Source organism: Kitasatospora albolonga, assembly GCF_039535905.1.
GTDB lineage: Bacteria > Actinomycetota > Actinomycetes > Streptomycetales > Streptomycetaceae > Kitasatospora > Kitasatospora albolonga.
The window spans coordinates 1-20,537 of the sequence record NZ_BAAAYB010000062.1 but is presented as its reverse complement, the minus strand read 5'-3'; the positions used below and the strand labels follow the sequence as shown (position 1 = coordinate 20,537).

At 74.0% G+C, this 20,537-nt stretch carries 23 protein-coding genes; 9 read left to right on the top strand and 14 right to left on the bottom strand.

Features of this window, described 5'->3' with window-relative positions:
- Positions 1 to 72 precede the first annotated feature (72 nt).
- The 4 genes from hpt to dacB form a co-directional block, all read right to left on the bottom strand.
- Entirely contained in the window at positions 73 to 612 is a 540-nt protein-coding gene (gene hpt, locus ABD946_RS14705; protein ID WP_380149463.1) for a hypoxanthine phosphoribosyltransferase, read from the bottom strand.
- Positions 613 to 694: 82 nt separating this feature from the next.
- Positions 695 to 1,837 (bottom strand): tRNA lysidine(34) synthetase TilS, encoded by a 1,143-nt coding sequence (gene tilS / locus ABD946_RS14700; protein WP_345283640.1) that lies wholly within the window; start codon positions 1,835 to 1,837, stop codon positions 695 to 697.
- A gap of 474 nt (positions 1,838 to 2,311) precedes the next feature.
- The gene (locus ABD946_RS14695; protein WP_345283638.1) at positions 2,312 to 3,472 is read right to left on the bottom strand and encodes a zinc-dependent metalloprotease; all 1,161 of its coding nucleotides are present in this window, start codon (positions 3,470 to 3,472) and stop codon (positions 2,312 to 2,314) included.
- A gap of 228 nt (positions 3,473 to 3,700) precedes the next feature.
- Positions 3,701 to 5,179 (bottom strand): D-alanyl-D-alanine carboxypeptidase/D-alanyl-D-alanine endopeptidase, encoded by a 1,479-nt coding sequence (gene dacB / locus ABD946_RS14690; RefSeq protein ID WP_345283636.1) that lies wholly within the window; start codon positions 5,177 to 5,179, stop codon positions 3,701 to 3,703.
- Positions 5,180 to 5,254: 75 nt separating this feature from the next.
- Between dacB and ABD946_RS14685 the strand changes: the two genes are divergently transcribed.
- Positions 5,255 to 5,746: an inorganic diphosphatase gene (locus ABD946_RS14685; RefSeq protein WP_345283634.1), complete on the top strand. Its 492-nt coding sequence runs from the start codon at positions 5,255 to 5,257 to the stop codon at positions 5,744 to 5,746.
- A gap of 158 nt (positions 5,747 to 5,904) precedes the next feature.
- A complete protein-coding gene (locus ABD946_RS14680; protein ID WP_345283632.1) occupies positions 5,905 to 6,573 on the top strand; it encodes a biliverdin-producing heme oxygenase in 669 nt (222 codons plus the stop codon).
- A gap of 63 nt (positions 6,574 to 6,636) precedes the next feature.
- Here ABD946_RS14680 and ABD946_RS14675 read toward each other — a convergent pair whose 3' ends face one another.
- A complete protein-coding gene (locus ABD946_RS14675; RefSeq protein WP_345283630.1) occupies positions 6,637 to 8,250 on the bottom strand; it encodes an HtaA domain-containing protein in 1,614 nt (537 codons plus the stop codon).
- 41 nt (positions 8,251 to 8,291) lie between these two features.
- Entirely contained in the window at positions 8,292 to 9,755 is a 1,464-nt protein-coding gene (locus tag ABD946_RS14670) for an HtaA domain-containing protein (RefSeq protein ID WP_345283628.1), read from the bottom strand.
- Between the two features lie 170 nt (positions 9,756 to 9,925).
- Here ABD946_RS14670 and ABD946_RS14665 point away from each other — a divergent pair, with 170 nt between their 5' ends.
- From ABD946_RS14665 to ABD946_RS14655, 3 genes are read left to right on the top strand one after another with little or no spacing between them, the layout of a single operon-like run.
- Complete coding sequence (locus tag ABD946_RS14665) at positions 9,926 to 10,930, top strand: heme/hemin ABC transporter substrate-binding protein (protein WP_380149449.1); 1,005 nt, start codon at positions 9,926 to 9,928, stop codon at positions 10,928 to 10,930.
- Complete coding sequence (locus ABD946_RS14660; protein ID WP_345283626.1) at positions 10,927 to 12,012, top strand: FecCD family ABC transporter permease; 1,086 nt, start codon at positions 10,927 to 10,929, stop codon at positions 12,010 to 12,012. Before ABD946_RS14665 ends, ABD946_RS14660 begins: the two co-directional genes overlap by 4 nt.
- A complete protein-coding gene (locus ABD946_RS14655) occupies positions 12,009 to 12,833 on the top strand; it encodes a heme ABC transporter ATP-binding protein (protein WP_345283624.1) in 825 nt (274 codons plus the stop codon). The genes ABD946_RS14660 and ABD946_RS14655 overlap by 4 nt, the downstream gene beginning before the upstream one ends.
- 14 nt (positions 12,834 to 12,847) lie before the next feature.
- On the opposite strand, the gene ABD946_RS14650 is transcribed toward ABD946_RS14655, so the two are convergent.
- Both ABD946_RS14650 and ABD946_RS14645 read right to left on the bottom strand, forming a co-directional pair.
- Positions 12,848 to 13,063: a dodecin gene (locus ABD946_RS14650; protein WP_345283622.1), complete on the bottom strand. Its 216-nt coding sequence runs from the start codon at positions 13,061 to 13,063 to the stop codon at positions 12,848 to 12,850.
- A gap of 144 nt (positions 13,064 to 13,207) precedes the next feature.
- The gene (locus ABD946_RS14645; protein ID WP_345283621.1) at positions 13,208 to 13,738 is read right to left on the bottom strand and encodes an RsiG family protein; all 531 of its coding nucleotides are present in this window, start codon (positions 13,736 to 13,738) and stop codon (positions 13,208 to 13,210) included.
- A gap of 362 nt (positions 13,739 to 14,100) precedes the next feature.
- Here ABD946_RS14645 and dtd point away from each other — a divergent pair, with 362 nt between their 5' ends.
- On the top strand, positions 14,101 to 14,535 hold the full coding sequence (gene dtd / locus ABD946_RS14640; protein ID WP_345283619.1) for a D-aminoacyl-tRNA deacylase: 435 nt from the start codon (positions 14,101 to 14,103) through the stop codon (positions 14,533 to 14,535).
- A gap of 7 nt (positions 14,536 to 14,542) precedes the next feature.
- On the opposite strand, the gene ygfZ is transcribed toward dtd, so the two are convergent.
- The 3 genes from ygfZ to ABD946_RS14625 all read right to left on the bottom strand — a co-directional run bounded on the left by ygfZ (position 14,543) and on the right by ABD946_RS14625 (position 16,642).
- A complete protein-coding gene (gene ygfZ, locus ABD946_RS14635) occupies positions 14,543 to 15,499 on the bottom strand; it encodes a CAF17-like 4Fe-4S cluster assembly/insertion protein YgfZ (protein WP_345283617.1) in 957 nt (318 codons plus the stop codon).
- Positions 15,500 to 15,509: 10 nt separating this feature from the next.
- Positions 15,510 to 15,959, bottom strand: a complete 450-nt coding sequence (locus tag ABD946_RS14630; protein WP_345283615.1) for a Fur family transcriptional regulator — start codon at positions 15,957 to 15,959, stop codon at positions 15,510 to 15,512.
- 95 nt (positions 15,960 to 16,054) lie between these two features.
- Positions 16,055 to 16,642 carry a heme-binding beta-barrel domain-containing protein gene (locus tag ABD946_RS14625; RefSeq protein WP_345283613.1) on the bottom strand — a complete coding sequence of 196 codons (588 nt, stop codon included), beginning with the start codon at positions 16,640 to 16,642 and terminating at the stop codon, positions 16,055 to 16,057.
- Positions 16,643 to 16,920: 278 nt separating this feature from the next.
- On the opposite strand from ABD946_RS14625, the gene ABD946_RS14620 reads away from it, so the two are divergent.
- Entirely contained in the window at positions 16,921 to 17,283 is a 363-nt protein-coding gene (locus tag ABD946_RS14620) for a DsrE family protein (RefSeq protein WP_345283611.1), read from the top strand.
- Positions 17,284 to 17,292: 9 nt separating this feature from the next.
- On the opposite strand, the gene ABD946_RS14615 is transcribed toward ABD946_RS14620, so the two are convergent.
- Positions 17,293 to 17,565 (bottom strand): DUF3099 domain-containing protein, encoded by a 273-nt coding sequence (locus ABD946_RS14615; protein ID WP_345283609.1) that lies wholly within the window; start codon positions 17,563 to 17,565, stop codon positions 17,293 to 17,295.
- Between the two features lie 36 nt (positions 17,566 to 17,601).
- Positions 17,602 to 18,243, bottom strand: a complete 642-nt coding sequence (locus tag ABD946_RS14610) for an LppU/SCO3897 family protein (RefSeq protein ID WP_345283607.1) — start codon at positions 18,241 to 18,243, stop codon at positions 17,602 to 17,604.
- A gap of 266 nt (positions 18,244 to 18,509) precedes the next feature.
- On the opposite strand from ABD946_RS14610, the gene ABD946_RS14605 reads away from it, so the two are divergent.
- Both ABD946_RS14605 and ABD946_RS14600 read left to right on the top strand, forming a co-directional pair.
- Positions 18,510 to 19,205 (top strand): TetR/AcrR family transcriptional regulator, encoded by a 696-nt coding sequence (locus tag ABD946_RS14605; RefSeq protein ID WP_380150121.1) that lies wholly within the window; start codon positions 18,510 to 18,512, stop codon positions 19,203 to 19,205.
- A 149-nt stretch (positions 19,206 to 19,354) separates the two neighbouring features.
- Positions 19,355 to 19,738 carry a hypothetical protein gene (locus ABD946_RS14600; protein ID WP_345283605.1) on the top strand — a complete coding sequence of 128 codons (384 nt, stop codon included), beginning with the start codon at positions 19,355 to 19,357 and terminating at the stop codon, positions 19,736 to 19,738.
- 86 nt (positions 19,739 to 19,824) lie between these two features.
- Here the strand turns inward: ABD946_RS14600 and ABD946_RS14595 are convergent.
- Positions 19,825 to 20,537 (bottom strand): GDP-mannose 4,6-dehydratase (locus tag ABD946_RS14595; RefSeq protein WP_345283603.1); only part of this gene is annotated, 713 nt, incomplete at its 5' end.

Sequence of the window (20,537 nt, the reverse complement as noted above, 5' to 3'; positions counted from 1 at the left end):
CGGCACAACGGGCGGGAACATCGCACTGTTCCCGCCCGTCGCCCGATCGGGGCACTCTCTTCCGACGGCCCGTCAGCCGCCGTACACGTGCGGGGCCAGGGTGCCGATGAACGGCAGGTTCCGCAGCTTCTCCGCGTAGTCCAGGCCGTAGCCGACCACGAACTCGTTCGGGATGTCGAAGCCGACGTACTTGACGTCGATCTCGACCTTGGCGGCGTCCGGCTTGCGCAGCAGGGTGCAGACCTCCAGGGAGGCCGGGCCGCGCGAGCGCAGGTTGTTGAGCAGCCAGGACAGGGTCAGGCCGGAGTCGATGATGTCCTCGACGATCAGGACGTCCCGGCCCGAGATGTCGGTGTCCAGGTCCTTGAGGATCCGGACCACGCCCGAGGACTTGGTGCCCATGCCGTAGGAGGAGACCGCCATCCAGTCCATGGTGACCTTGGAGTGCAGCACCCGGGACAGGTCGGCCATCACCATGACGGCGCCCTTGAGGACGCCGACGATGAGCAGGTCGCGGCCGGCGTAGTCCTGGTCGATCCGCTCGCCGAGCTCCAGGAGCTTGGCGTCGATCTCGTCCTTGCTGATGAGCACCTTCGCCAGGTCGGCGCCCATGTCGTTGTGATCCACCGGGGATACGTCCTCAAACGTTCGGGGTCCTGTGTCTGCGGCAGCCCTGCGACCTGGTGTTCACCCGTCAGTCGCCCTGGCGCCGGAACACCAGCGTGCCACACGTGCGGGTGACCTCCACCCCTCCGGGTAGGTGCAACGGCCCCTGACCACGCCATCCGGTGACCAGCAGGTCCACCGTTTCGAGGTGACGGGCGAACAGGTCACCGGCCGGACAGCCCGCCCGCAGCGCGGCCCGGCGCAGCAGCCGGCGGCGGACGGCGGACGGCAGTTCGGCCAACCTCGTGACGTCCAGGGCCCCTTCGGCCGTCCGGAGGTCGCGCTCGGCCAGCGCGGCCCACTGGTCCAGCGCGTCGGCGTCGTCCCGGAACAGCCGAGCGGTCCGCGCCAGCGCCTCGACCACCCCGGTGCCCAGGTGCTTCTCCAGCACCGGCAGCACCTCGTGCCGCACCCGGGCCCGGGTGTAGGCCGGGTCGGAGTTGTGCGGGTCGTCCCAGACCGGGATCGACTGCTCCTTGCACGCCTGCCGGGTCGCCGCCCGGTCCAGCTCCAGCAACGGCCGCCGGTAGCGGCCCTTCTGGGCCGGCATCCCGGCCAGCGACCGGGCGCCCGACCCGCGGGCCAGGCCCATCAGCACCGTCTCGGCCTGGTCGTCCCGGGTGTGCCCGAGCAGCACCGCCACCGCGCCGAAGCGCTCGGCTGCCTCGTCCAGCGCGGCGTACCTGGCCTCCCGGGCGGCGTTCTCCGGGCCGCCCTGACGGCCCACCAGCACCTGGACCGCCTCCACCGGGTCCAGCCCCAGCTCGGCGAGCCGGTCCGCCACCTGGCGGGCCCGCTCCTCGGAGCCGTCCTGCAGTCCGTGGTCCACCGTCACCGCGCCCACCCGCAGGCCGAGCTTGGGCGCCTCGAAGGCGGTGGCGATGGCCAGCGCCATCGAGTCGGCACCGCCGCTCACCGCGACCAGCACCAGCGGCGAACCGGGGGCGGCGGGGGTACGGGGCAGCCCGGAGGGGTGGCGGCGGGCGTTGCCGATCAGCGCGGTGGCGGTGCCGGCCGGCTCGGGGGCCGGGGCCCCGCTCAGCGCGAGGGCGGCGGGGCGGCCGCGCGGCGAGCGGGCGGCGGGGGTGATGTCGCCCAGGTCTGCGGCGAGTTCGGCGAGGGTGCGGCGGACGGCGAGGCGTATCGCCGCGACGGCGGGGTGTGGTCCCACGGGGAGGCACTCCTTGGCACGGGGGCGGAGCGGGAACGGTGACGCGGCGTCAGCCCACGGTCACCGGATGCTCACAGATGGTCGCAGAATCCGGGCACCGGCCACGCCACCCTCGCCACCGGTACGACCACGGTCCCACGTACGAGTGAATGAAGAAACGTTCCCTCACCGCCATCGGGTCAACCTGACGGCACCGGTGTACGACCCCCGCGTGGGTGCGCCCCGCAGGGGAACGGCAGCCCGGCGAAAGCGGCTACCCCGGGAGCGCGAGGAACTGCGCGAGTCGGGAGGCGGGGCACCGGCAACTGAACCTCCGTCAGCCAGTTGCAGGTGCTGCCGTTCCCGAGCGCGCAGTTCCTCGCGCCCCTGTGGGGCGCCTACGGCGTGACGCGGGCGACGCCCCTCCCCCATCCGGCAAGCCCGCCGCAGGCGAACTCCGTCCCCTTCGCACGAGCCCGCCGCAGGCGACCCCCGCTACGGCGCGACCCGGGTCACCCAGGCGGCGGGGTTGTGGATCTCCTCCTTGGTGGGGAGGGTGTTCGGGGAGGTCCAGACACGGTTGAAGCCGTCCATGCCGACGCGGTCCACCACGCCCCGGACGAAGACCGCGCCGTCCTGGTACTGGCGGAGCTTGGCGTCCATCCCGAGCAGCCGACGGATCACCAGGTCCAGCCGCCCCGCCCCGAGCTGACGGCGCTGCTGGAACTTCTCCCGGATCTCCCCCACGCTCGGCACCACGACCGGCCCGACCCCGTCCATCACCACGTCCGCGTGCCCCTCCAGGAGGGACATCACGGCCGTCAACCGGTTCAGGGTCTCGCGCTGGCCCGGCGACTGCACGACCTCCATCAACGAGCCCCGCTCGCGCTCCCCCTCGCCGCGCCCGCCGAGCAGCCCGCGCGCCCGCTCCAGCAGCGCCACCGGGTCGACCTCGGTCTGCGCCAGGAAGGACTGCACCTCGGACTGGATGTGGTCGCGCAGCCACGGCACCGCCGTGAACTGGGTGCGGTGGGTCTCCTCGTGCAGGCAGACCCAGAGCCGGAAGTCGTGCGGGTCGACGTCGAGTTCGCGCTCCACCTGGACGATGTTCGGCGCGACCAGCAGCAGCCGTCCGGGGGACGGCGGACGGAGCCCGACGCGGGGCGAGTCCATGATCCCCTCGGGGCTGTCCGGGGCGCTCGGCAGCGGGCCCGGGTACTCGGCCGGAGCGAAGGTCTCGTACTGGCCGAGCACCTTCCCGGAGAGGAAGGCCAGCACCGCGCCGATCTCGACGCCGGTGGCCTTCTCGCCGATCGAGCCGAACACGGCGGCGCCCGGGGTGTCGGTGCGGCGGGCCTGGAGCTTCTCGACCAGCGGGCGCACGACGGTGCGGAAGCCCGCCACGTTGGCCCGCACCCAGCCGGGCCGGTCGACCACCAGCACGGGGGTGGAGTCGGCGGCGAGCAGGCTGGAGGACGCCATCCGGGTGTAGGCGCGGACGTGCTCCTCCGCTTCCAGCGCGTGGCGCCGGAGTTCGGAGACCACCTCGCGGGCCTCGGCGCGGGTCACCTCCGGGCCGGGCCGCACCAGCCGGGTCGCCGTAGCGACCGCGAGATCCCAGTCGACCATCCCAGCCCCACCGCTCGCGCTCGTCATGCCCTCACCGTACGGGAACCCCCGCCCGGGGCACACGCCTGCGGCCCTCGGGACCCGGAGGGCCACCCAGGGGCGCGAGGAACTGCGCGAATCGGAAGGCGGCTCACCTGCAACTGAGGGCACGTCAGCCAGTTGCAGGTCCTGCCGTTCCCCCGCGCGCAGTTCCTCGCGCCCCCGGGCTCACGTCCTACCGCGCCCCGGTGTGCCCTTCCGCCCGGTCCGACGGAGTCAGCGGCAGCCGCAGGCGGCGAGGCGGGCGATGACGCGGTCGATGGCGGCGCGGGCGGCGTCGCCCGAAGCGGTGGTGCGGGTCATCAGGGCGAAGGTGAGCGGACGGCCGTCGGCGTTCATGACGGTGCCGGCCAGGGTGTAGATGCCGCTGCCGGCCAGGGTGCCGGTCTTGGCCCGGACGATGCCGATGCCCTCGGGGGACTTCGCGAAGCGGCCGGCCATGGTGCCGGTGAAGCCGGCGATCGGGAGGCCGGTCAACACCGGGCGCAGCCGGGGGTGTTCGGGCGAGGAGGCGAGGGCGAGGACCTTGGCGAGGACCAGCGGGGAGAGCTGGTCGCCGGTGTGCAGGCCGCTGCCGTCGTTGAGGACGACGCCGGCCATCGGGACGCCGAGCGACTCCAGGGTCTGCCGGGTGGCGAGCGAGGCGCCCTCGAAGCTCGCGGGCTGCTTGGCGGCGAGGGCGACCTGACGGGCGATCGTCTCGGTGAGGAGGTTGTCGGAGGTGGTGAGGAAGCGCTCGACCAACCGGTCGATCGTCGGCGACTTCACGGCGGCGAGTTCGGCCGCGCCGGCCGTGGCGGTCCTGGCGACGGGCTTGCCCTGGACGGTGATCCCGAGCCCGCCGAGGAGGGCGGCGAAGGCCTCGGTGGCCTTGGTCGCGGGTTCGGCGACCCGGACGGGGGCCTCCTCCTGGGAGCGCGGGTCGTTCTTGGCCTCGTCCACCATCAGCGGGGTGACGTCGGCGATGTTGGTGGCGTCGTGCTGGGCGTGCCGGATCGGACCGGTGAAGAGCGAGGCGTCGAAGCCGAGCTTGACGGAGGTGACCCCGGCGGACTTGAGGGCGGCGGCGGTCCGCTGGGCGAGGTCGGCGAGCGAGGCGGGGGCGGTGTCCTCGTCCACCGGCATGCCGCCGACCCGGACGTCGGCCACCGGCAGGGTGGAGAGCGTCGGGTCACCGCCGCCGACCAGCACGATCTCGTCGGGGGTGGCGCCCTGCACGACCCGGGTGGAGAGCCGGGTGTCGCCGGGGACGAGGTGCAGCGCGGCGACCGCGGTGAGCAGCTTGGTGGTGGAGGCGGGGGTGGCCGCGGTGTTCTCGTTGCCGCCGTAGAGCAGGGCACCGGTGACGCCGTCGGTGACGGCGAAGCTGAGGGTGCCGAGCGCCTTGTCCTGCACCAGGGCGCCCAGGTCGCGCTGGAGTCCGGCGGTGGTGGGCAGCCCGGTGTCGCCGGTGACGCTCGCGGCGAGCACGGCGCCGCCGGTGGCGGCCAGCTTCGGCCCGGCGGGGGCCGGCGGCTTGGGCGCACCGGTGGCCGACGCCCCGGAGGCCGGGGCGGACGGACGTCCGCTGCTCTGGCCCGCCTTGGGGCTCGGCGCGGCGGAGGCCGCCGTCAGACCGCCCGCGGTGAGCGCGACCCCGAGCACTCCGGCCACCGCCGCCGTGCGGCCACGCCGCACCCCCGTCCCTCGCTGCACCACCGGGCCCCTTTCCTGAGCACACCCTGCCGTAGGAGACACTAGATCCTGTCAGTCCCTACCTTGGAGGAACCGTTGGAGTTCGACGTCCTGATCGAGATCCCGAAGGGCTCCCGCAACAAGTACGAGGTCGACCACGAGTCGGGTCGCCTCCGTCTTGACCGGATGCTCTTCACCTCGACCCGCTACCCGGCCGACTACGGCTACGTCGAGGGCACCCTCGCGGACGACGGCGACCCGCTGGACGCGCTGGTCATCCTGGAGGAGCCGACCTTCCCCGGTTGCCTGATCAAGTGCCGCGCCATCGGCATGTTCAAGATGACCGACGAGGCCGGCGGCGACGACAAGCTGCTCTGCGTCCCGGCGACCGACCCCCGCTGGTCGCACCTGCAGGACATCCAGCACGTGTCGGAGTTCGACCGCCTGGAGATCCAGCACTTCTTCGAGGTCTACAAGGACCTGGAGCCCGGCAAGTCGGTCCAGGGTGCCGACTGGGTCGGTCGCACCGAGGCCGAGGCCGAGATCAACGCCTCGATCAAGCGCTTCGAGGAGAACGGCGGCCACTGAGGCCCCGTCACTCCCGGGACCGGGGCGAGCAGCTGACTGCTCGCCCCGGTCCCTTTTTTCATCCACCCTCTTACCGACAAGCTGTCGGCATCGCGTTGACTTAGGTAAGGCTAACCATAGAGAATCGGGATCGTCTTCCCCCCACCACGGAGGTCCTCATGACCAACCCCGAGCCCACGCCGTTCTCCACCGTGCTGCGCACCGCCAGCGCCGCCGAGCACGAGGCCGCAGAAGGCTCGGCCTTCATGGGGCACCTGCTGAACGGACGGCTCGGGGTGGACGCCTACGCCGAGCTGTCGGGCCAACTCTGGTTCGTCTACCGGGCCCTGGAGGGCCGGGCGGCCGAGCTGGCCGAGCACCCGGTGGTCGGCCGGTTCATCGACCCGGCGCTGTTCCGCACCGCCGCCCTGGAGGCCGACCTGCTCCACCTGCGCGGCGCCGGCTGGCGGGACGGGCTGGTCGCGCTGCCCGCCACCGCCGCGTACGCGGCCCGGCTGGAGGAGCTCGTGGAGCAGTGGCCGGCCGGGTACCTGGCCCACCACTACACCCGCTACCTGGGCGACCTGTCGGGCGGTCAGATCATCCGCGGCATCGCCGAGAAGACCTGGGGCTTCGAGAAGAAGGGCGCGGGGGTGCACTTTTACGTCTTCGACGAGGTCGGCAACCCGGCCGCGTTCAAGCGCGACTACCGGGCCAAGCTGGACGCGGCCGGCCTGGAGCTGGACGAGGTCGAGCGCCGCCGGGTGGTCGAGGAGACCAAGCGGGCCTTCGGCCTGAACAGCGCGCTCTTCGCCGACCTCGACCTGCGCTACCCGCTCAGCGCCTGAGCGGGACCGTACGACGGTGCCCCCGCCGGGAGTTCGACTCCCGGCGGGGGCACCGTCATGTCGTCAGCGGGTGCGGCGCCGGACCAGCACCGTGGTGCCGGTGCCGAGCAGCAGCAGCCCGGCCGCGGTGGCGACCAGCGGGACCACCGGGGTGTCCATGCCGGTCGAGGCCAGCTGGCCGTTCGAGCCGAGCGAGCCGCCGCCGTCACTGGTCAGCACCGCACCGCCGCCGGTCGAACCACCGGTGGTGGTGCCGCCGTTGACGGCGCCCGTACCGGCCGAGGGGGCCGGGGTGGAGGGCTTCGCCGAGGAGGTCGGCGGGGTGGCGTCCTTGTCGAAGGAGAGCACGGCGTTGACCGGGTCCAGCGCGTCGCCCTCGTTGTAGAAGCCGGCGAAGGCGGTGGCGCCCTCCTTGGTCAGGGTGGCGGGCAGCTGATTGAGCGTCACCAGACCGTTGACCGGGGCGAAGCTCGCCTTGGAGACGTCCAGTGCGGCCAGCTTCATCCCCTTCCACTGCGCGGTCGTGCCGTCGGTCGCCTTGGAGGTGAGGTCGGCGGTCAGGAAGGCGCCGGCCCGCTCGATCGACACACCCGGGTTGGCGATGGTCAGGTCCAGCTCGTACGCGTCGCCCTTGGGGTGGGCCAGGAAGCGGACCGAGCCCTGGAAGCCGGCGGTGACGCCGTGGGTCTTGGTGTTGTACGAGCCGCTGCCCTTGCCGAACCGGTAGTCGGCCGCGCCGCCGCCGAACTCCACCTTGCCGCCGCTGGCCGGCATGGCCAGGTACTTGCGGAAGGACTCCTTGACGCCCCACTCCAACCGGCCGTCCACGATCGGGAGTTCCGTCGGAGCGGTGCTCGGCGAAGCGGAGGCCGACGCCGAGGCCGAGGGGCTGGGCGAGGAGGACGGGGATGCGGACGCGGAGGGCGAGGCCGACGCCGACGGGGACGCCGAGGCGGAGGGCGACGCGGAGGCGGACGGCGAGGAGGCGGACGGCGAGGAGGACGGGCTGGTGGAGGGCGAGGGCGAGGTGGTGGGCGTGGACTTGGCGAGCACGATCTTCACCGGGTCCATCGCGGCGCCCGCCTGGTAGAAGCCGCCGAAGACCGCCGAACCGTCCGCCGTCAGGGTGGCCGCCGCCGGCACGCCGGCCGTGGTGTCCCGGCCGACCGCGAAGATGACCAGCGGGGCGTCCTCGCGCTTGACCACCTTGGGCGACTTCGCCTTGGTGGCCGGGTCCTCGACCAGCTCCACCGTGGAGGCGTCGGCGGTGATCGAGCCGGTGGTGCCGCTGGTGGTGAGCTTGAAGTCGGTCAGGGTGATGTCCATCTGGCCGCCGTGGGCGGTGAACCGGACCCCGCCGGTGAACGTGCCGGAGAGCGCGTGGGTGGTGGGGTCGTACTCGCCCGCCCCGTCGAAGTGCAGCGTGCCGTCCGCGTTCCGGCCCGCGCCGCCGGTCAGCTCGACCTTGCCGCCCTGGGAGGCCGGGCCCTCCAGGTACTTGAGGAAGCTGCTCTTCACTCCCCAGTCGAACGAGCCCTGGTCGTAGACCACCTTGGCCGGAGCCCCGAAGGCCAGGCTGGGCACACCGACGGCCGTCAGGCCGAGGCCTATCGCGGCGGCGGCCAGGGCCGGGAGCGGGGTGCGGTTGCGACGGGTGGCGGTGGGAGTGACGGGCATGACGGTGATGCTCCTTCAAGCGGGGGGAGAGGAAGGGGAGTTCAGGCGGCCCGGCGGCGGCGGACCAGCAGGGTGGTGCCCACGGCGGCTCCGGCCACCAGCACGCCGCCGATCACGGCGGACGGCACCCAGCCGGAGGAGGAGTCCGAGGCAGCGGCCACGGGGGTGGCCGGGGCGCCCGTGGAGGGGCTCGCCGGGGCGGTGGGCGGGACGGAGCCGAGGTCCGGCAGCGGCGGCAGGGCGGCGGCCGGGTCGAGGGCCACGGCGAAGCCCAGCGGGTCCATGGCGGTGCCGGCCGGGTAGAGCCCGCCGAAGGCCTTGCTGCCCTCCTCGGTGAGGGCGAGCGGGAGTTCGGCGGCCTTGAGCAGACCGCCCTCGGGCTTGAGGCCGGCGGCGTCGAAGGTGGCCAGCACCACGCCGGACAGCTGCTGGGCCTCGCCGTTGGCGGTCCTGCCGGAGACGTCGGCGGCCAGCGTGCCCTTCCCGCCCGCGACCTTCACGGTCGGGGCGGTCAGCGCCAGGTCGAGGCCGTACGCGCCGCCGCTCTCCATGCCCCGGAAGCGGACCGTGCCGGTGAAGGCGGCGGCCAGTTCTCCGGTGGCCGGGTCGTACGAGCCCTTAGCCGGGGTCCAGCGGAAGTAGGCGCCGCCGTCGGCCGCACCGCCGTCCAGCTGCCAGCCGCCCTTGGCGATGGTGCCGGTGACGTAGTCCCGGAAGGTGCGCCGCACGCCCCAGTCCAGCGCGCCGTTGGCGAACTCGGTGCGGGTCGAGGCAGGTGCCGCGGTGGCGCTCTCGGACGGGGCGGTGGTGGCCGCCGGGGTGTCGGCGGGCTTGGCCGTGGCGCTCGGCGTCGGGGTCGCGCTCGGGGTGGGCGCGGCGGCCGCCTTGACGTTGACCGAGAGGGTCAGCGGGTCGAGCTCCGTCCCGGCCGGGTAGAAGTTGCCGAAGGCGGTGGCCCCGGAGCCGGTGAGCGTGGCGGGCACCTTGGACAGGGTGATCGTGCCGCCCTGGCCGCGCAGGTCGATCCCGCCGAGCCCGAGCTCGGCCAGCTTCACCTGGCTCGCGCTGCTCACCGTGCCGGTGTCCTTGGCCTTGCTGACCACGTCCGCGTAGAGCCCGCCGCTGCCGGAGCCGGCCTTCACGGTGAACCGGCTCAGCTTCATGTCGAGGGCGAAGGTGCCGTTGGTCTCGTGGCCCTTGAAGGTGACCCCGCCGGAGAGCGCGGCGGTGAGTGCACCGCTCTCCGGGTCGTACGTCCCGGTGGCCGAGTGGAACCGGAAGGTGTCCCCGCCGACCGTGGCGGCGCCGCCGGTCAGGCTCCAACTGCCCTTGGCGATCGGGCCGGTGACGTAGCTGAGGAAGGAGTGCTTGATGCCCCAGTCGAGCCGTCCGCCGGAGACCGTGCCGGGGGCGGCGGAGGCCGTCGGCACCGCCAGGGTCAGCAGGGCGGCGAGCGCCGCGACCAGGGTCGCGGCGAGGCGGCGCAGGCGGGACGAGAAGGGCATGGCGGAGCGCTCCAGGTCGGCGGGGTGCGGCAAGGCACGGCGGGTTCCGAGGGAACCCCCCCTTGCGTATCTGAGGTAAGGCTAACCTAATATATGCGTCAAGAGTCACCCCGGGTCCACCCCGCGTTCAAGCGCCCGGAGGTGCCCAGCACCCCTACGAGGAGCAGCAGTTGACGGCGAACCACCGAATCCGCGCCCGCGCGCTGGGCCTCGCCCTGCTGCTCGCGGCCGCCGTCGGCTGCGGCACCGCCGGCGCCGGGACGCCCGCCCCCACGACCGCCGCGGCCGCCGCCCCGGACCGGGTCGAGCCGCTGGCCGCCACCCCCGCTCCGACCCTGCCGGTCACCGTCGACTCGGCCGACGGCCGCCAGGTCACCGTCACCAGCGCCGAGCGGATCGTGCCGCTCAACGGCAGCCTGGCCGAACTGGTCTTCTCCCTCGGCCTGGGCTCCAAGGTGGTGGCCCGGGACGTCTCCACCACCTTCGAGCAGGCCGCCGCCCTGCCCGTGATCACCCAGGCCCACGACGTCTCGGCCGAGGGCGTGCTCTCGCTGCGCCCCACCCTGGTGCTGGCCGACCGCTCCACCGGCCCCGCCGAGGCGGTGGCCCAGATCCGGGCCGCCGGGGTGCCGCTGGTGGTGCTGGACGACGCCAAGCGGCTCTCCGACGTGGACCTGCGGATCGCCAAGGTGGCCGCCGCCCTCGGGGTCCCGGACGCCGGACGGCAGTTGACGGAGCGCACGGCCGCCCGCACCGCCGAGGTCCGGGCCGGGATCAAGGCCGACGGCAGGCACCCCAAGGTGGCCTTCCTCTACCTGCGCGGCAGCGCCTCGGTCTTCCTGCTCGGCGGCCCGGACTCCGGCGCCGTCTCGCTGATCGAGGCCGTCGGCGGCAGCGACGCGGGCACCGCCGCCGGGCTGACCGGCGACTTCACGCCGCTCACCGGCGAGGCCCTGGTCAAGGCCGCCCCGGACGCCGTCCTGGTGATGGGCAAGGGCCTGGAGTCGGTCGGCGGCGTGGACGGGCTGCTCAAGCTCCCCGGTGTGGCCCAGACCCCGGCCGGGCTGGACCGCCGGGTGGTCTCGATCCCGGACGGCGAACTGCTCAGCTACGGCCCCCGCACCCCGCAGGTGCTGACCTCGATCGCCTCCCAGCTCTACGGGGCCGGGAAGTGACCGCCCTTCAGGACCGCCCGCTCGCGGCCGCCACCGCCCCCTCGAAGGCCCGGCGCCCGGACCGCTCCACCCTGCTCACCGTCGGCCTGGCCCTCGCCCTGCTGCTCGCCGCCCTGCTGGCCGCCGGGACCGGCGCCTACCAGGTGCCGCTGGGCGACGTGCTGGCCTCCGTCGCGCACCGCCTGGGCCTCGGCGGCCACGCCCTGGAACGGGTCCCCGAGTCGGTGCTGTGGAACGTGCGTTTCCCCCGGGTGGTGCTGGCCCTGCTGGTCGGTGCCTCCCTTGGCTGCGCCGGCGCGCTGATGCAGGGCGTCTTCGGCAATCCGCTGGCCGAGCCCGGCGTGATCGGGGTCTCCTCCGGCGGCGCGGTCGGCGCGGTGGCCTGCATCGTGCTCGGCCTGGACGCACTGGGCGGCTGGACCGTCACCGTCTTCGCCTTCGGATCCGGCCTGGCCACCGTCTTCGCGGTCTACGCCCTCTCCCGCTCCGGCGGCCGGACCGAGGTGGTCACCCTGGTGCTCACCGGCGTCGCGGTGAACGCCTTCTGCGGTGCGCTGATCGGCCTCTTCCTGTTCACCGCCGACTCCGCCGCGATCAGCCAGGTGACCTTCTGGCAGCTCGGCTCACTGGCCCAGGCGACCTGGGGCAAGGTGCTCGCCGTGCTCCCCTTCGCCCTGCTCGGGCTGGCCGTCGCGCCGCTGTACGCACGGAAGTTGGACCTGCTGGCGCTCGGCGAGCGCCCGGCCCGGCACCTCGGCGTGGACGTGGAGCGGATGCGCCTGGTGCTGATCACCGTGGTCGCGCTGCTCACCGCCGCCGCCGTCTCGGTCAGCGGCGTGATCGGCTTCGTCGGCCTGGTCGTCCCGCACCTGCTGCGGATGCTGGCCGGCCCCGGCCACCGCTTCCTGCTGCCCGGCAGCGCCCTGGCCGGCGCCCTGGTGCTGCTGCTCGGCGACCTGGCCGCGCGCACCCTGGCCCAGCCCGCCGAGCTGCCGCTCGGGGTGCTCACCGCGCTGATCGGGAGCCCGTTCTTCTTCTGGCTGCTCCGCAGGACCCGTACCAAGCAGGGAGGTTGGGCATGAGGCGGCCACGGCGGCAGGTGCCGGAGCGCCCCGCACCGGGCACCGAGGTGCTCGTCACCGAGGGGCTGCGACTGAGCCTCGGCGGACGCGAACTCCTGGGCGGGGTGGACCTGGTGGTGCGCGCCGGGGAGGTGCTGGCGCTGCTCGGCCCGAACGGGGCGGGCAAGTCCACCCTGCTCTCGGTGCTGGCCGGGGACAACGCCCCGACGGCCGGCGAGGTGCGGCTGCTGGGCCGCCCGCTCGGCTCCTACCGGCCGGCCGAACTCGCCCTGCACCGTGCGCTGCTGCCGCAGTCCTCGGCCCTCACCTTCCCGTTCACGGCCGGGGAGGTGGTCCGGATGGGCCGCGCGCCGTGGGCCGGGACGGCGGCCGCGGCGCAGGACGAGGCGGCGGTGGCCGAGGCGCTGGCCGCCACCGAGTCCACCGCCTTCGCCGAGCGGCCGTTCACCGCGCTCTCCGGCGGCGAGCGGGCCCGGGTGGCGCTGGCCCGGGTGCTGGCCCAGCGGGCCGCCGTGCTGCTGCTGGACGAGCCGACGGCGGCGCTCGACCTGCGCCACCAGGAGCTGGTGCTCCGGGTGGCCAGGGAGCGGGCCGCCGCCGGGGACGCGGTGGTGGTCGTGCTGCACGACCTCTCGCTGGCCGCCGCCTACGCGGACCGGATCACCCTGCTCGCCCGGGGCCTTCCGGCGGCCGACGGGCCGGTGGCCGAGGTGCTCTCCGCGGGGCTGCTCAGCGAGGTCTACGGCCACCCCGTGGAGGTCCTCCCCCACCCCGGGACCGGCGCGCCGCTGGTGCTGCCGGCCCGGGAGCCGAGGAGCTGACCTCCCGTCAGCCCTCAGTCCTCGTCGTCGAGGCGGAAGCCGACCTTCAGGCCGACCTGGAAGTGCGCCACCTCCCCGTCGGCGAGGTGGCCCCGGATCTGCGTCACCTCGAACCAGTCGAGGTTGCGCAGGGTGCGGGCGGCGCGGCCGACGCCGTTGCGGATGGCGGCGTCCACGCTCTCGGTGGAGGATCCGACGATCTCGGTGACCCGGTAGACGTGGTCGGTCATGGCTGGCTCCCTGCTCTGCGGACGGCGAGTCCGTGGACGGTCCCCCGACCAACCCACCGTGCCCCAGCCGGGTGCCCGCCGCACGTGCACGCGGCCGCACGTGCACGCGGCCGCCCGGGTCGGGTCGCCCCGGTCGGCCTCCGGTCAGCCCCCGGCCAGCAGGTCGTCCACCCGGGCCTCGCCCTCCCGGTACCGGCGGGTGATCTCCGCGCTGCAGTCGTCGGCCCGCCGCTGGAGCGCCTGGCGGCGTCCGGAGACCTCCCGCTCGTGCACGGTCAGCCGCTCCACCGCGGCCAGCAGCTCCTCGGTGCCGTGCGCCCCGAGGTCGGCCAGCTGGACGTCGCCCATCAGGGCGTCCGCCTCCCGCTGGTAGCGCTCGCCGCGCGGCGGGCCCATCCGCAGGTGCCGGGCGGGCCGGCGCACCCCTGACGGGACGTCGGCCAGGATCGACGGCAGCCGGCCGAGCAGGTCGTCCGCCTCCGGGCGGTCGGTGGCCAGCCGGCGGCGCTCCAGCTCGGCCCGCAGGATGTCCAGGCGCCCGTGCAGCAGCCGGCGCAGGTAGGAAAGGTCGGCCTCCTGGTCCTGGGCGTCCCGGCGGATCAGCCGCAGCCGCTCCAGCCCCAGGCCGGTGAGCCCGTACGCCTGCTCGTCGTGGGCCGTGCTGCTCGCGTCCATCAACCAACCACCTGCCGCTGTTCCGGTCACCGTACCTCCCCCTGACGCCCCGTCACCCCGTGCACGACCGCCCGGTGCCGAGGGTTCCCGGCGGAGGAGGAGACCACCCGTGCGAGGGATGCGTGCGTTCGAAACCTCCGAACAGGGGCCGCCCGCGCGCCGTCCACAGCGTGCCATCCGCAGCCGTCCCTCGCACCGCCCGTACCCCCGAACGGCCCCCTGGCGAAGGGGGGTGGCTGATACGACGAGGACAATCCGCAGGCCGCGCGGGGGCTCGTCCGCCGGGCTCCGCGCGCCCCCGGCGTGCGGGGCCTGTCCACGCGCCGGGGGCGCGCTGTGACGCCTGGGGCAGAATGTGCCGCATGCGAGCAGTGGTGCAGCGGGCCGCCGAGGCGGCCGTGACGGTGGACGGCGAGACGGTCGGCGCGATCGAGGGCCCGGGGCTCTGCGTCCTGGTCGGCGTGACGCACGAGGACACCCCGGAGAAGGCGGCCCAACTGGCCCGCAAGCTCTGGACGCTGCGGCTGTTCTCCCACGGGGACACCGAGGAGAGTTGCTCGGACATCGACGCGCCGCTGCTGGTCATCAGCCAGTTCACGCTCTACGGCGACGCCCGCAAGGGCCGCCGCCCCACCTGGAACGCCGCCGCGCCCGGCCCGAAGGCCGAGCCGCTGGTGGACGCCGTGGTGGCCGAGCTCCGGGCGCTGGGGGCCACCGTGGCCACCGGGCGGTTCGGCGCGGACATGAAGGTCAGCCTGGTGAACGACGGGCCGTTCACCGTGCTGCTGGAGATCTGAGGGACGGTCAGGCGGGGACGATCACGTCCTGGCTGCCCGGGACGCCGTCCGCGAGCAGCACCTCCTCCACCGGCACGTTCCGCTTCACCAGGGCCAGCGCGATCGGGCCCAGCTCGTGGTGGCGGGCCGAGGAGGTGACGAAGCCGACCGGGCGGTCCTGGCCGGGCCGCAGCACCTCGGCGCCGTGCGCGGGGAGCTTCTCCTCGGTGCCGTCCAGGTGCAGGAAGACCAGCCGGCGCGGCGGGCGGCCGAGGTTGTGCACCCGGGCGACCGTCTCCTGGCCCCGGTAGCAGCCCTTCTGCAGGTGCACGGCGCTGGTCAGCCAGTCCACCTCGTGCGGGATGGTCCGGTGGTCGGTCTCGAAGCCCAGCCGGGGCCGGTGCCCCTCGATCCGCAGCGCCTCGTACGCCCAGACCCCGGCCGCCGGGCCGTAGCCCGCCGCCAGCGACTCCAGCTCGGCGCGCGGCACGAACAGGTCCCGCCCGTAGGGGAGTTCGCGCACCGCGAGGGCGCCCTCGGCGGAGACGGCCGAACCGGCCGGCAGGTGCACCACGGCGAGCTCGCCGGTGCGGTCGGCGACCTCGACCCGGTAGAAGAACTTCATGCTCTCCAGGTAGGCGATCAGCGCCTCCTGGGTGCCCGGCTCCACGTGCGCCCAGGTGGTCTCGCCGTCGTCCACCAGGTAGAGCGCGTGCTCGACGTGCCCGTTCGGGGAGAGGATCAGCGCCTCGGTGGCCTGCTGGGCCGGGAGCGCCGAGACGTGCTGGGTGAGCAGCAGGTGCAGCCAGGAGAGCCGGTCGGCACCGGTGACGGTGACCACGCCCCGGTGCGAGAGGTCCACGAAGCCGCGCCCGGCGGCCAGTTCGCGCTGCTCGCGGAAGAGGTCGCCGTAGTGCGCGGCCACCCCCTCGTCGGCTCCTTCGGCGGGGACGGCACCGGGCAGGGCAAGCAGCGGACTCTTCATGCCCGCAAGCTTACGACTGCTCCCGTTCGAGTTTGGCGGTGCAGTCGGCGCAGCGGCCGAAGATGGCGAAGTGCTTGAGGTCGGTGTCGAAGCCGTGCGCCGCCTTCAGGCTCTCCACCAGCGGCGCGGCGATCGCGGTGTCGGTCTCGGTGACCGAGTCGCAGTCCCGGCAGACCAGGTGGAGGTGGTGGTGACGGCCCGCCAGGTGGTAACTCGGGGCGCCGTGGCCGAGGTGCGCGTGCGAGACCAGGCGCAGCTCCTCCAGCAGCTCCAGGGTCCGGTAGACGGTGGAGATGTTGATGCCGCTGGCGGTCTTGCGGACCTCGTGCAGGATGTCGTCCGGGGTCGCGTGGTCCAGCCGGTCGACCGCCTCCAGCACCAGCTGGCGCTGCGGAGTGAGCCGGTACCCGCGCTCGCGCAGGTCGGCCTTCCAGTCGGAGGGGGTCTCGGTGTCCGCCACGGTGCCTGCCCTGGGTCTCGTCGAGGTCGTGGCGACAAGTGTAGGGACCGGCCGACGGGCCGGTCCCTACCTCGTCGGGCTTGCAGCCGGACGGCTCAGCGGAAGAACGCGATGCCGTCGTCCGGCAGGTCCGCGATGTCCTGGATCAGCTTCGCCGGGTTGAGCACCTTCTTGAGCTGCGCCGACATGTACGGGCGCAGCGGCACCTCGGGCGCGGACTTCTCGCCGACCCAGGCCAGGTCCTCGCCGTTGACCAGCCCGTACAGGCGCTTGCCGCCGGAGTAGCGGACCTCGTCGCTGATCCGGGCGACCGCGTCGGTGGCCAGGTCGATCTGCGGCTTGCCGTCGTGCAGCTTGCCGTACCAGATCTCCACGGTGCCGTCGTCGCGGACCGAGGACACCTCGATCTCGCGCTCGCCGCTGGTGCCGTGCTGGTTGGTGGTGACCCGCCAGAAGGCGTGCTCGGTCTCGAGCGGGCGGATCTTCTCGCCTTCGGCGTCCAGCTCCCAGCTGCGGGAGCGGAACTCGAGGAAGGCCCGGCCGTCGTGCCGGAACACGATCTCCTGGCCGAAGTTGCACTTCTCCGTGCCGGGGAAGTCGTAGACGCCCGCGCCCTCCCAGGTACCGAGGAGGAAGGCCAGCGAAACGACGTCCGGGTGGAGGTCAGAAGGGATCTCGATCATGTTCCTGGTCGCTGTCGTCGGTGTGGTGCCTCAACCGTACGGCAGTGGTCAGCGCTGGCCCTGGTAGAGCTTCATGACGGAGAAGATGGCGAACCAGGTGATCAGGACGGCCATCAGGACGAGCAGGCCGTCGAAGAAGTATTCCAGACCGGACACGAGGCGCTCCCAGTTGCGGCGTTGCGGAGACTGAACAGGACGGCCACGAGTCTATCGGCCCGTTGTGCGGGGATCTCGGTGAGCCCCGCCACCTGGCCCGAACCGACTTATAGGGTGTCAGCATGCCGAAGAAGCTGGTCATCAAGGTCACCGCCGGTCCCGAGGCTCCGGAGCGCTGCTCGCAGGCCTTCACGGTGGCGGCGGTCGCCGTCGCCAGCGGCGTCGAGGTCTCGCTCTGGCTGACCGGCGAGGCCTCCTGGTTCGTGCTGCCGGGGAGGGCTGCCGAGTTCGAGCTCCCGCACGCCGCACCGCTGCCGGACTTGCTGGAGTCGGTGCTGGCGGGCGGTCAGGTCACCCTCTGCACCCAGTGCGCGGCGCGTCGGGGCATCGAGGAGAAGGACCTGATCGAGGGCGCCCGGATCGCCGGGGCGCAGGTCTTCGTGCAGGAGGTCATGGCCGAGGACGTCCAGGCGCTGGTCTACTGACCGTCCTCCCTACTGACCGTCCTCGTGGTCGGGGTGGTCCCGGTCGTGGCCGGGATCGTCCCACTTGGGGTCGTCCCAGCGCGGGTCGTTCCACCAGTCGTCCTCGGGGTCGCGCTTGTTGGCGAAGACCGCGGCCACCGGCGGGATCACCGCGGCGAAGACGCACATGCCGATCGCGGCCGGCACGGACCACAGGCGCACCACGCCCCAGGCCAGGACGAACGTCCCCAGGCAGACGCCCATCATGACGAAGTACCAGAAGTGCCTCCGGCGTTGCCTCACCCCTCCACCGTACGGCCGTCGGCAAGGCCGCCGGGGTCAGACCCGGGTGGTGCACAGGACGGTGCCGCCGTTCACCTCCAACTGGCGGTAGACGGCCTGGTCGTCCGTGCCGCGGCGGCAGCCGCCGTCCGGCACCGGGCCCGGGTGCACGGCGGTGATCCGCAGCGCGCCGTCGTAGCCCTGGGCCCCGGCGGGCGCCCCGTCGCACGGCCAACTGCCGAGCAGGTCCTCCGCCCGCAGCTGCGGATCCCCGTCCGTGCCCTTCACCGGGAAGCACTCGCCCTCCCGGTACTGGCGCTCCAGGCAGAGCGTGGTCTCGGCCATCGGCGCCGCGTGCACCCAGGAGCCCCGGCCCACGCCGTCCGGACAGCCCTTGGCGCTGGTGCCCGGGAGGGCCGCGAGGACCTTGAGGCGCGCCTCGGCCGAACCGCACGGCACCTCCTCCGGGAACGGGGTGGACCAGGTGCCGCCCGGCAGCCGGTGGGTGCTCAGGCACTCGCCGGCCGCGACGCCCTGGAAGGCCAGGTTGGCGATCAGGCCCGGGTCGTCGGTGGGCGGGGTGGCCGGCGCGGAGACGGGCGGCGTGGTGCCGTGGGCCCCGGGGGTGTCGCCCGCCCCGCCGCCCTCGCCCCACTGCCACGGACGCAGCAGGACGGCACCGGCGGCGATCACGAACACCCAGCACCCCGGCCAGCAGGACGGGCCACCAGCGGGCGCGCGGCCGCTCGGGCCGCTCGGGCCGCTGCGGCGGGCGGCTGTCCTGCCCGGGTGCCGCCGGCACCGGTGCAGGTGCGGGTGCGGGTGCGGGTGCCGGCCAGGACGGCGACGGGAACCGGGACGGGACGGGAGACTGCGGCGGGACGGACGGCCGTCGGAGCGGGAGGGTCAGTCTGTCGCTACCGTGTGCAGGCCAAGTTACTTGCAGGTAAACCGTAGGAGGCTCGGTGGCCCCCACCACCCGGCAGCCCGCCCCGGAACCGGACGCGGCCCTCACCGCGGACAACGCTCCGGCCCTCGCCCCCGCTCCCGCGCACCCGCGCGGCAAGGGGCGGCCGCGCAGCGCCGCCGCCGACACCGCCATCCTCGACGCGACCAGGGCCGCCCTCGCCGAGCTCGGCTGGGGCGGGCTCACCATGGGCCACGTGGCGGCCCGGGCCGGCGTCGCCAAGACCACCCTCTACCGGCGCTGGCCCTCCAAGAACGAACTGGTGGTCGACGCCGTCGCCAGCCTCTTCGACGACCTGGAGGTCGCCGACCTCGGCAGCCTGCGGGCCGACATCGAGGCGGTGGTCTTCCGCTTCGCCGAGCTCCTCGCCCGCCCCGAGACCCAGGCCGCCCTGCTCGCCCTGTTCGCCGAGGGCACCCGCGACCCGCTGCTGCGGCGGCGCATCCGCGAGCGGATCGTCGACCCGCAGAAGCACCTGGTCCAGCAGGGCCGGCTCAACGCCCAGCGCCGCGGCGAACTCGGACCGGACCTGGACGAGGCCACCGCCTGCGAGGAGATCGCCATCATCTTCGACACCATCGCCGGCACCGTCGAACACCGCATGCTGGTCAGCGGCGAACCCGTCACCCCGGACTGGGTGCACCGCTTCACCACCCTGCTCCTCAACCCCCTCCCGGGCCTGCTGGGCGGCTGAGGCGGCGGCGCCGAGGACGCCCGGGGCACCCGGGCCGCCGGTCATACCGTGGTACGACCCCGCGGTCGGCTCCCCGGTATGACGACGGGTCAGGTGGTCGCCGGGCAGGGTGGGGCCCGTCAGCCGGACCGACCGAGAAGGTGCCCACGATGCCGTCCACGACCCTCGCCCACCCCCGCCACCTCGCCACCGACGCCCTCCGGGCCGGCCTCGCGCTGCCCACCGGGCTGCTCCGGACCGCCCGGGCCGGGCGGGGAGCCGGCCGGCCCCTGGCGCGGAGCGTGCTCGGGCTGCCGCTGGACCTGACGGCCCTGGTCCTGGTCGCCTACGCGGTCTTCAACACCGTGCGGAACTTCGGGTACCCGCTCTGGTACGGGGACACCGACTACCACCAGGCCTGGGGCGGGCCGACGATGGCCGGCGTCTGGGCGGTGCACGCCCTCGGCTGGGCCGCCTGCCTCTACGTGCTTGCGCGCTGGCCGCTGCGGTGGATCCGGCGCGGGCAGCGCGCGCTGGACTCCCGGCTGGGCTGAGCGACCGCGCCCCGGCGGCCGCCCTGCTGACGGCGGCTCGGACGTGACGGCGGCTCGGCCCGGAAACGGCTCGGCCCGGCGGCGGGTCAGACCTGGTAGCGGCCCGGGGCGAAGGCGTCGAGGTGGGCGGCGACCCAGGCGGAGGTCTCCCGCAGACCTTGGTCGAGGGTCACCCGGGGCTGCCAGCCGGTGAGTTCGCGGGCCAGGCGGTTGTCGGAGAGCAGCCGCTCGACCTCGCTGCCGCCCGGCCGCAGCCGGCCCGGATCGGTGACCACCTCGGCCTCGCGGCCCGAGGCGGCGATCAGCCGGTGGGCGAGGTCGCCGATGGAGATCTCCCGACCGGTGCCGAGGTTGAGCACCCGGCCCAGCGCCGCCTCGGACCGCGCCGCCGCCAGGAAGCCCTCCGCGGTGTCGGTGGCGAAGGTGAAGTCCCGGGTCGGGGTGGTCGAGCCGAGCCTGATCTGCCGCGCGCCGGAGTGGAGCTGGGCCAGGATGGTGGGGATCACCGCCCGGGCGGACTGCCGCGGACCGTAGGTGTTGAACGGCCGGACCACCACCACCGGCAGCTCGAAGGAGTGCCAGTGCGCGAGCGCCGCCATGTCGGCGCCGATCTTCGAGGCGGAGTACGGCGACTGCGGCTGCAGCGGGTGCTCCTCGGTGATCGGCACCGTCCGCGCCGTGCCGTACACCTCGCTGGTGGAGGTGTGCACCAGCCGGGCCCCGTGCCGCAGGCAGGCCGCCGCGACGTTCTGGGTGCCGACCACGTTGGTCTGCACGTACGCCTCGGGCGCCTGGTAGC

Excerpts from the sequence above, each read along its gene's own strand:
- ABD946_RS14645 (WP_345283621.1), bottom strand. The coding sequence starts at position 13,738 with ATGGACGCGAGCAGCACGGCCCACGACGAGCAGGCGTACGGGCTCACC.
- ABD946_RS14675 (WP_345283630.1), bottom strand. The coding sequence starts at position 8,250 with ATGCCCGTCACTCCCACCGCCACCCGTCGCAACCGCACCCCGCTCCCG.
- ABD946_RS14620 (WP_345283611.1), top strand. The coding sequence starts at position 16,921 with ATGCCGAAGAAGCTGGTCATCAAGGTCACCGCCGGTCCCGAGGCTCCG.
- hpt (WP_380149463.1), bottom strand. The coding sequence starts at position 612 with ATGGGCGCCGACCTGGCGAAGGTGCTCATCAGCAAGGACGAGATCGAC.
- ABD946_RS14625 (WP_345283613.1), bottom strand. The coding sequence starts at position 16,642 with ATGATCGAGATCCCTTCTGACCTCCACCCGGACGTCGTTTCGCTGGCC.
- ABD946_RS14655 (WP_345283624.1), top strand. The coding sequence starts at position 12,009 with ATGAGGCGGCCACGGCGGCAGGTGCCGGAGCGCCCCGCACCGGGCACC.
- ABD946_RS14695 (WP_345283638.1), bottom strand. The coding sequence starts at position 3,472 with ATGACGAGCGCGAGCGGTGGGGCTGGGATGGTCGACTGGGATCTCGCG.
- ABD946_RS14600 (WP_345283605.1), top strand. The coding sequence starts at position 19,355 with ATGCCGTCCACGACCCTCGCCCACCCCCGCCACCTCGCCACCGACGCC.
- ABD946_RS14670 (WP_345283628.1), bottom strand. The coding sequence starts at position 9,755 with ATGCCCTTCTCGTCCCGCCTGCGCCGCCTCGCCGCGACCCTGGTCGCG.
- ABD946_RS14650 (WP_345283622.1), bottom strand. The coding sequence starts at position 13,063 with ATGACCGACCACGTCTACCGGGTCACCGAGATCGTCGGATCCTCCACC.
- ygfZ (WP_345283617.1), bottom strand. The coding sequence starts at position 15,499 with ATGAAGAGTCCGCTGCTTGCCCTGCCCGGTGCCGTCCCCGCCGAAGGA.
- ABD946_RS14680 (WP_345283632.1), top strand. The coding sequence starts at position 5,905 with ATGACCAACCCCGAGCCCACGCCGTTCTCCACCGTGCTGCGCACCGCC.
- dtd (WP_345283619.1), top strand. The coding sequence starts at position 14,101 with ATGCGAGCAGTGGTGCAGCGGGCCGCCGAGGCGGCCGTGACGGTGGAC.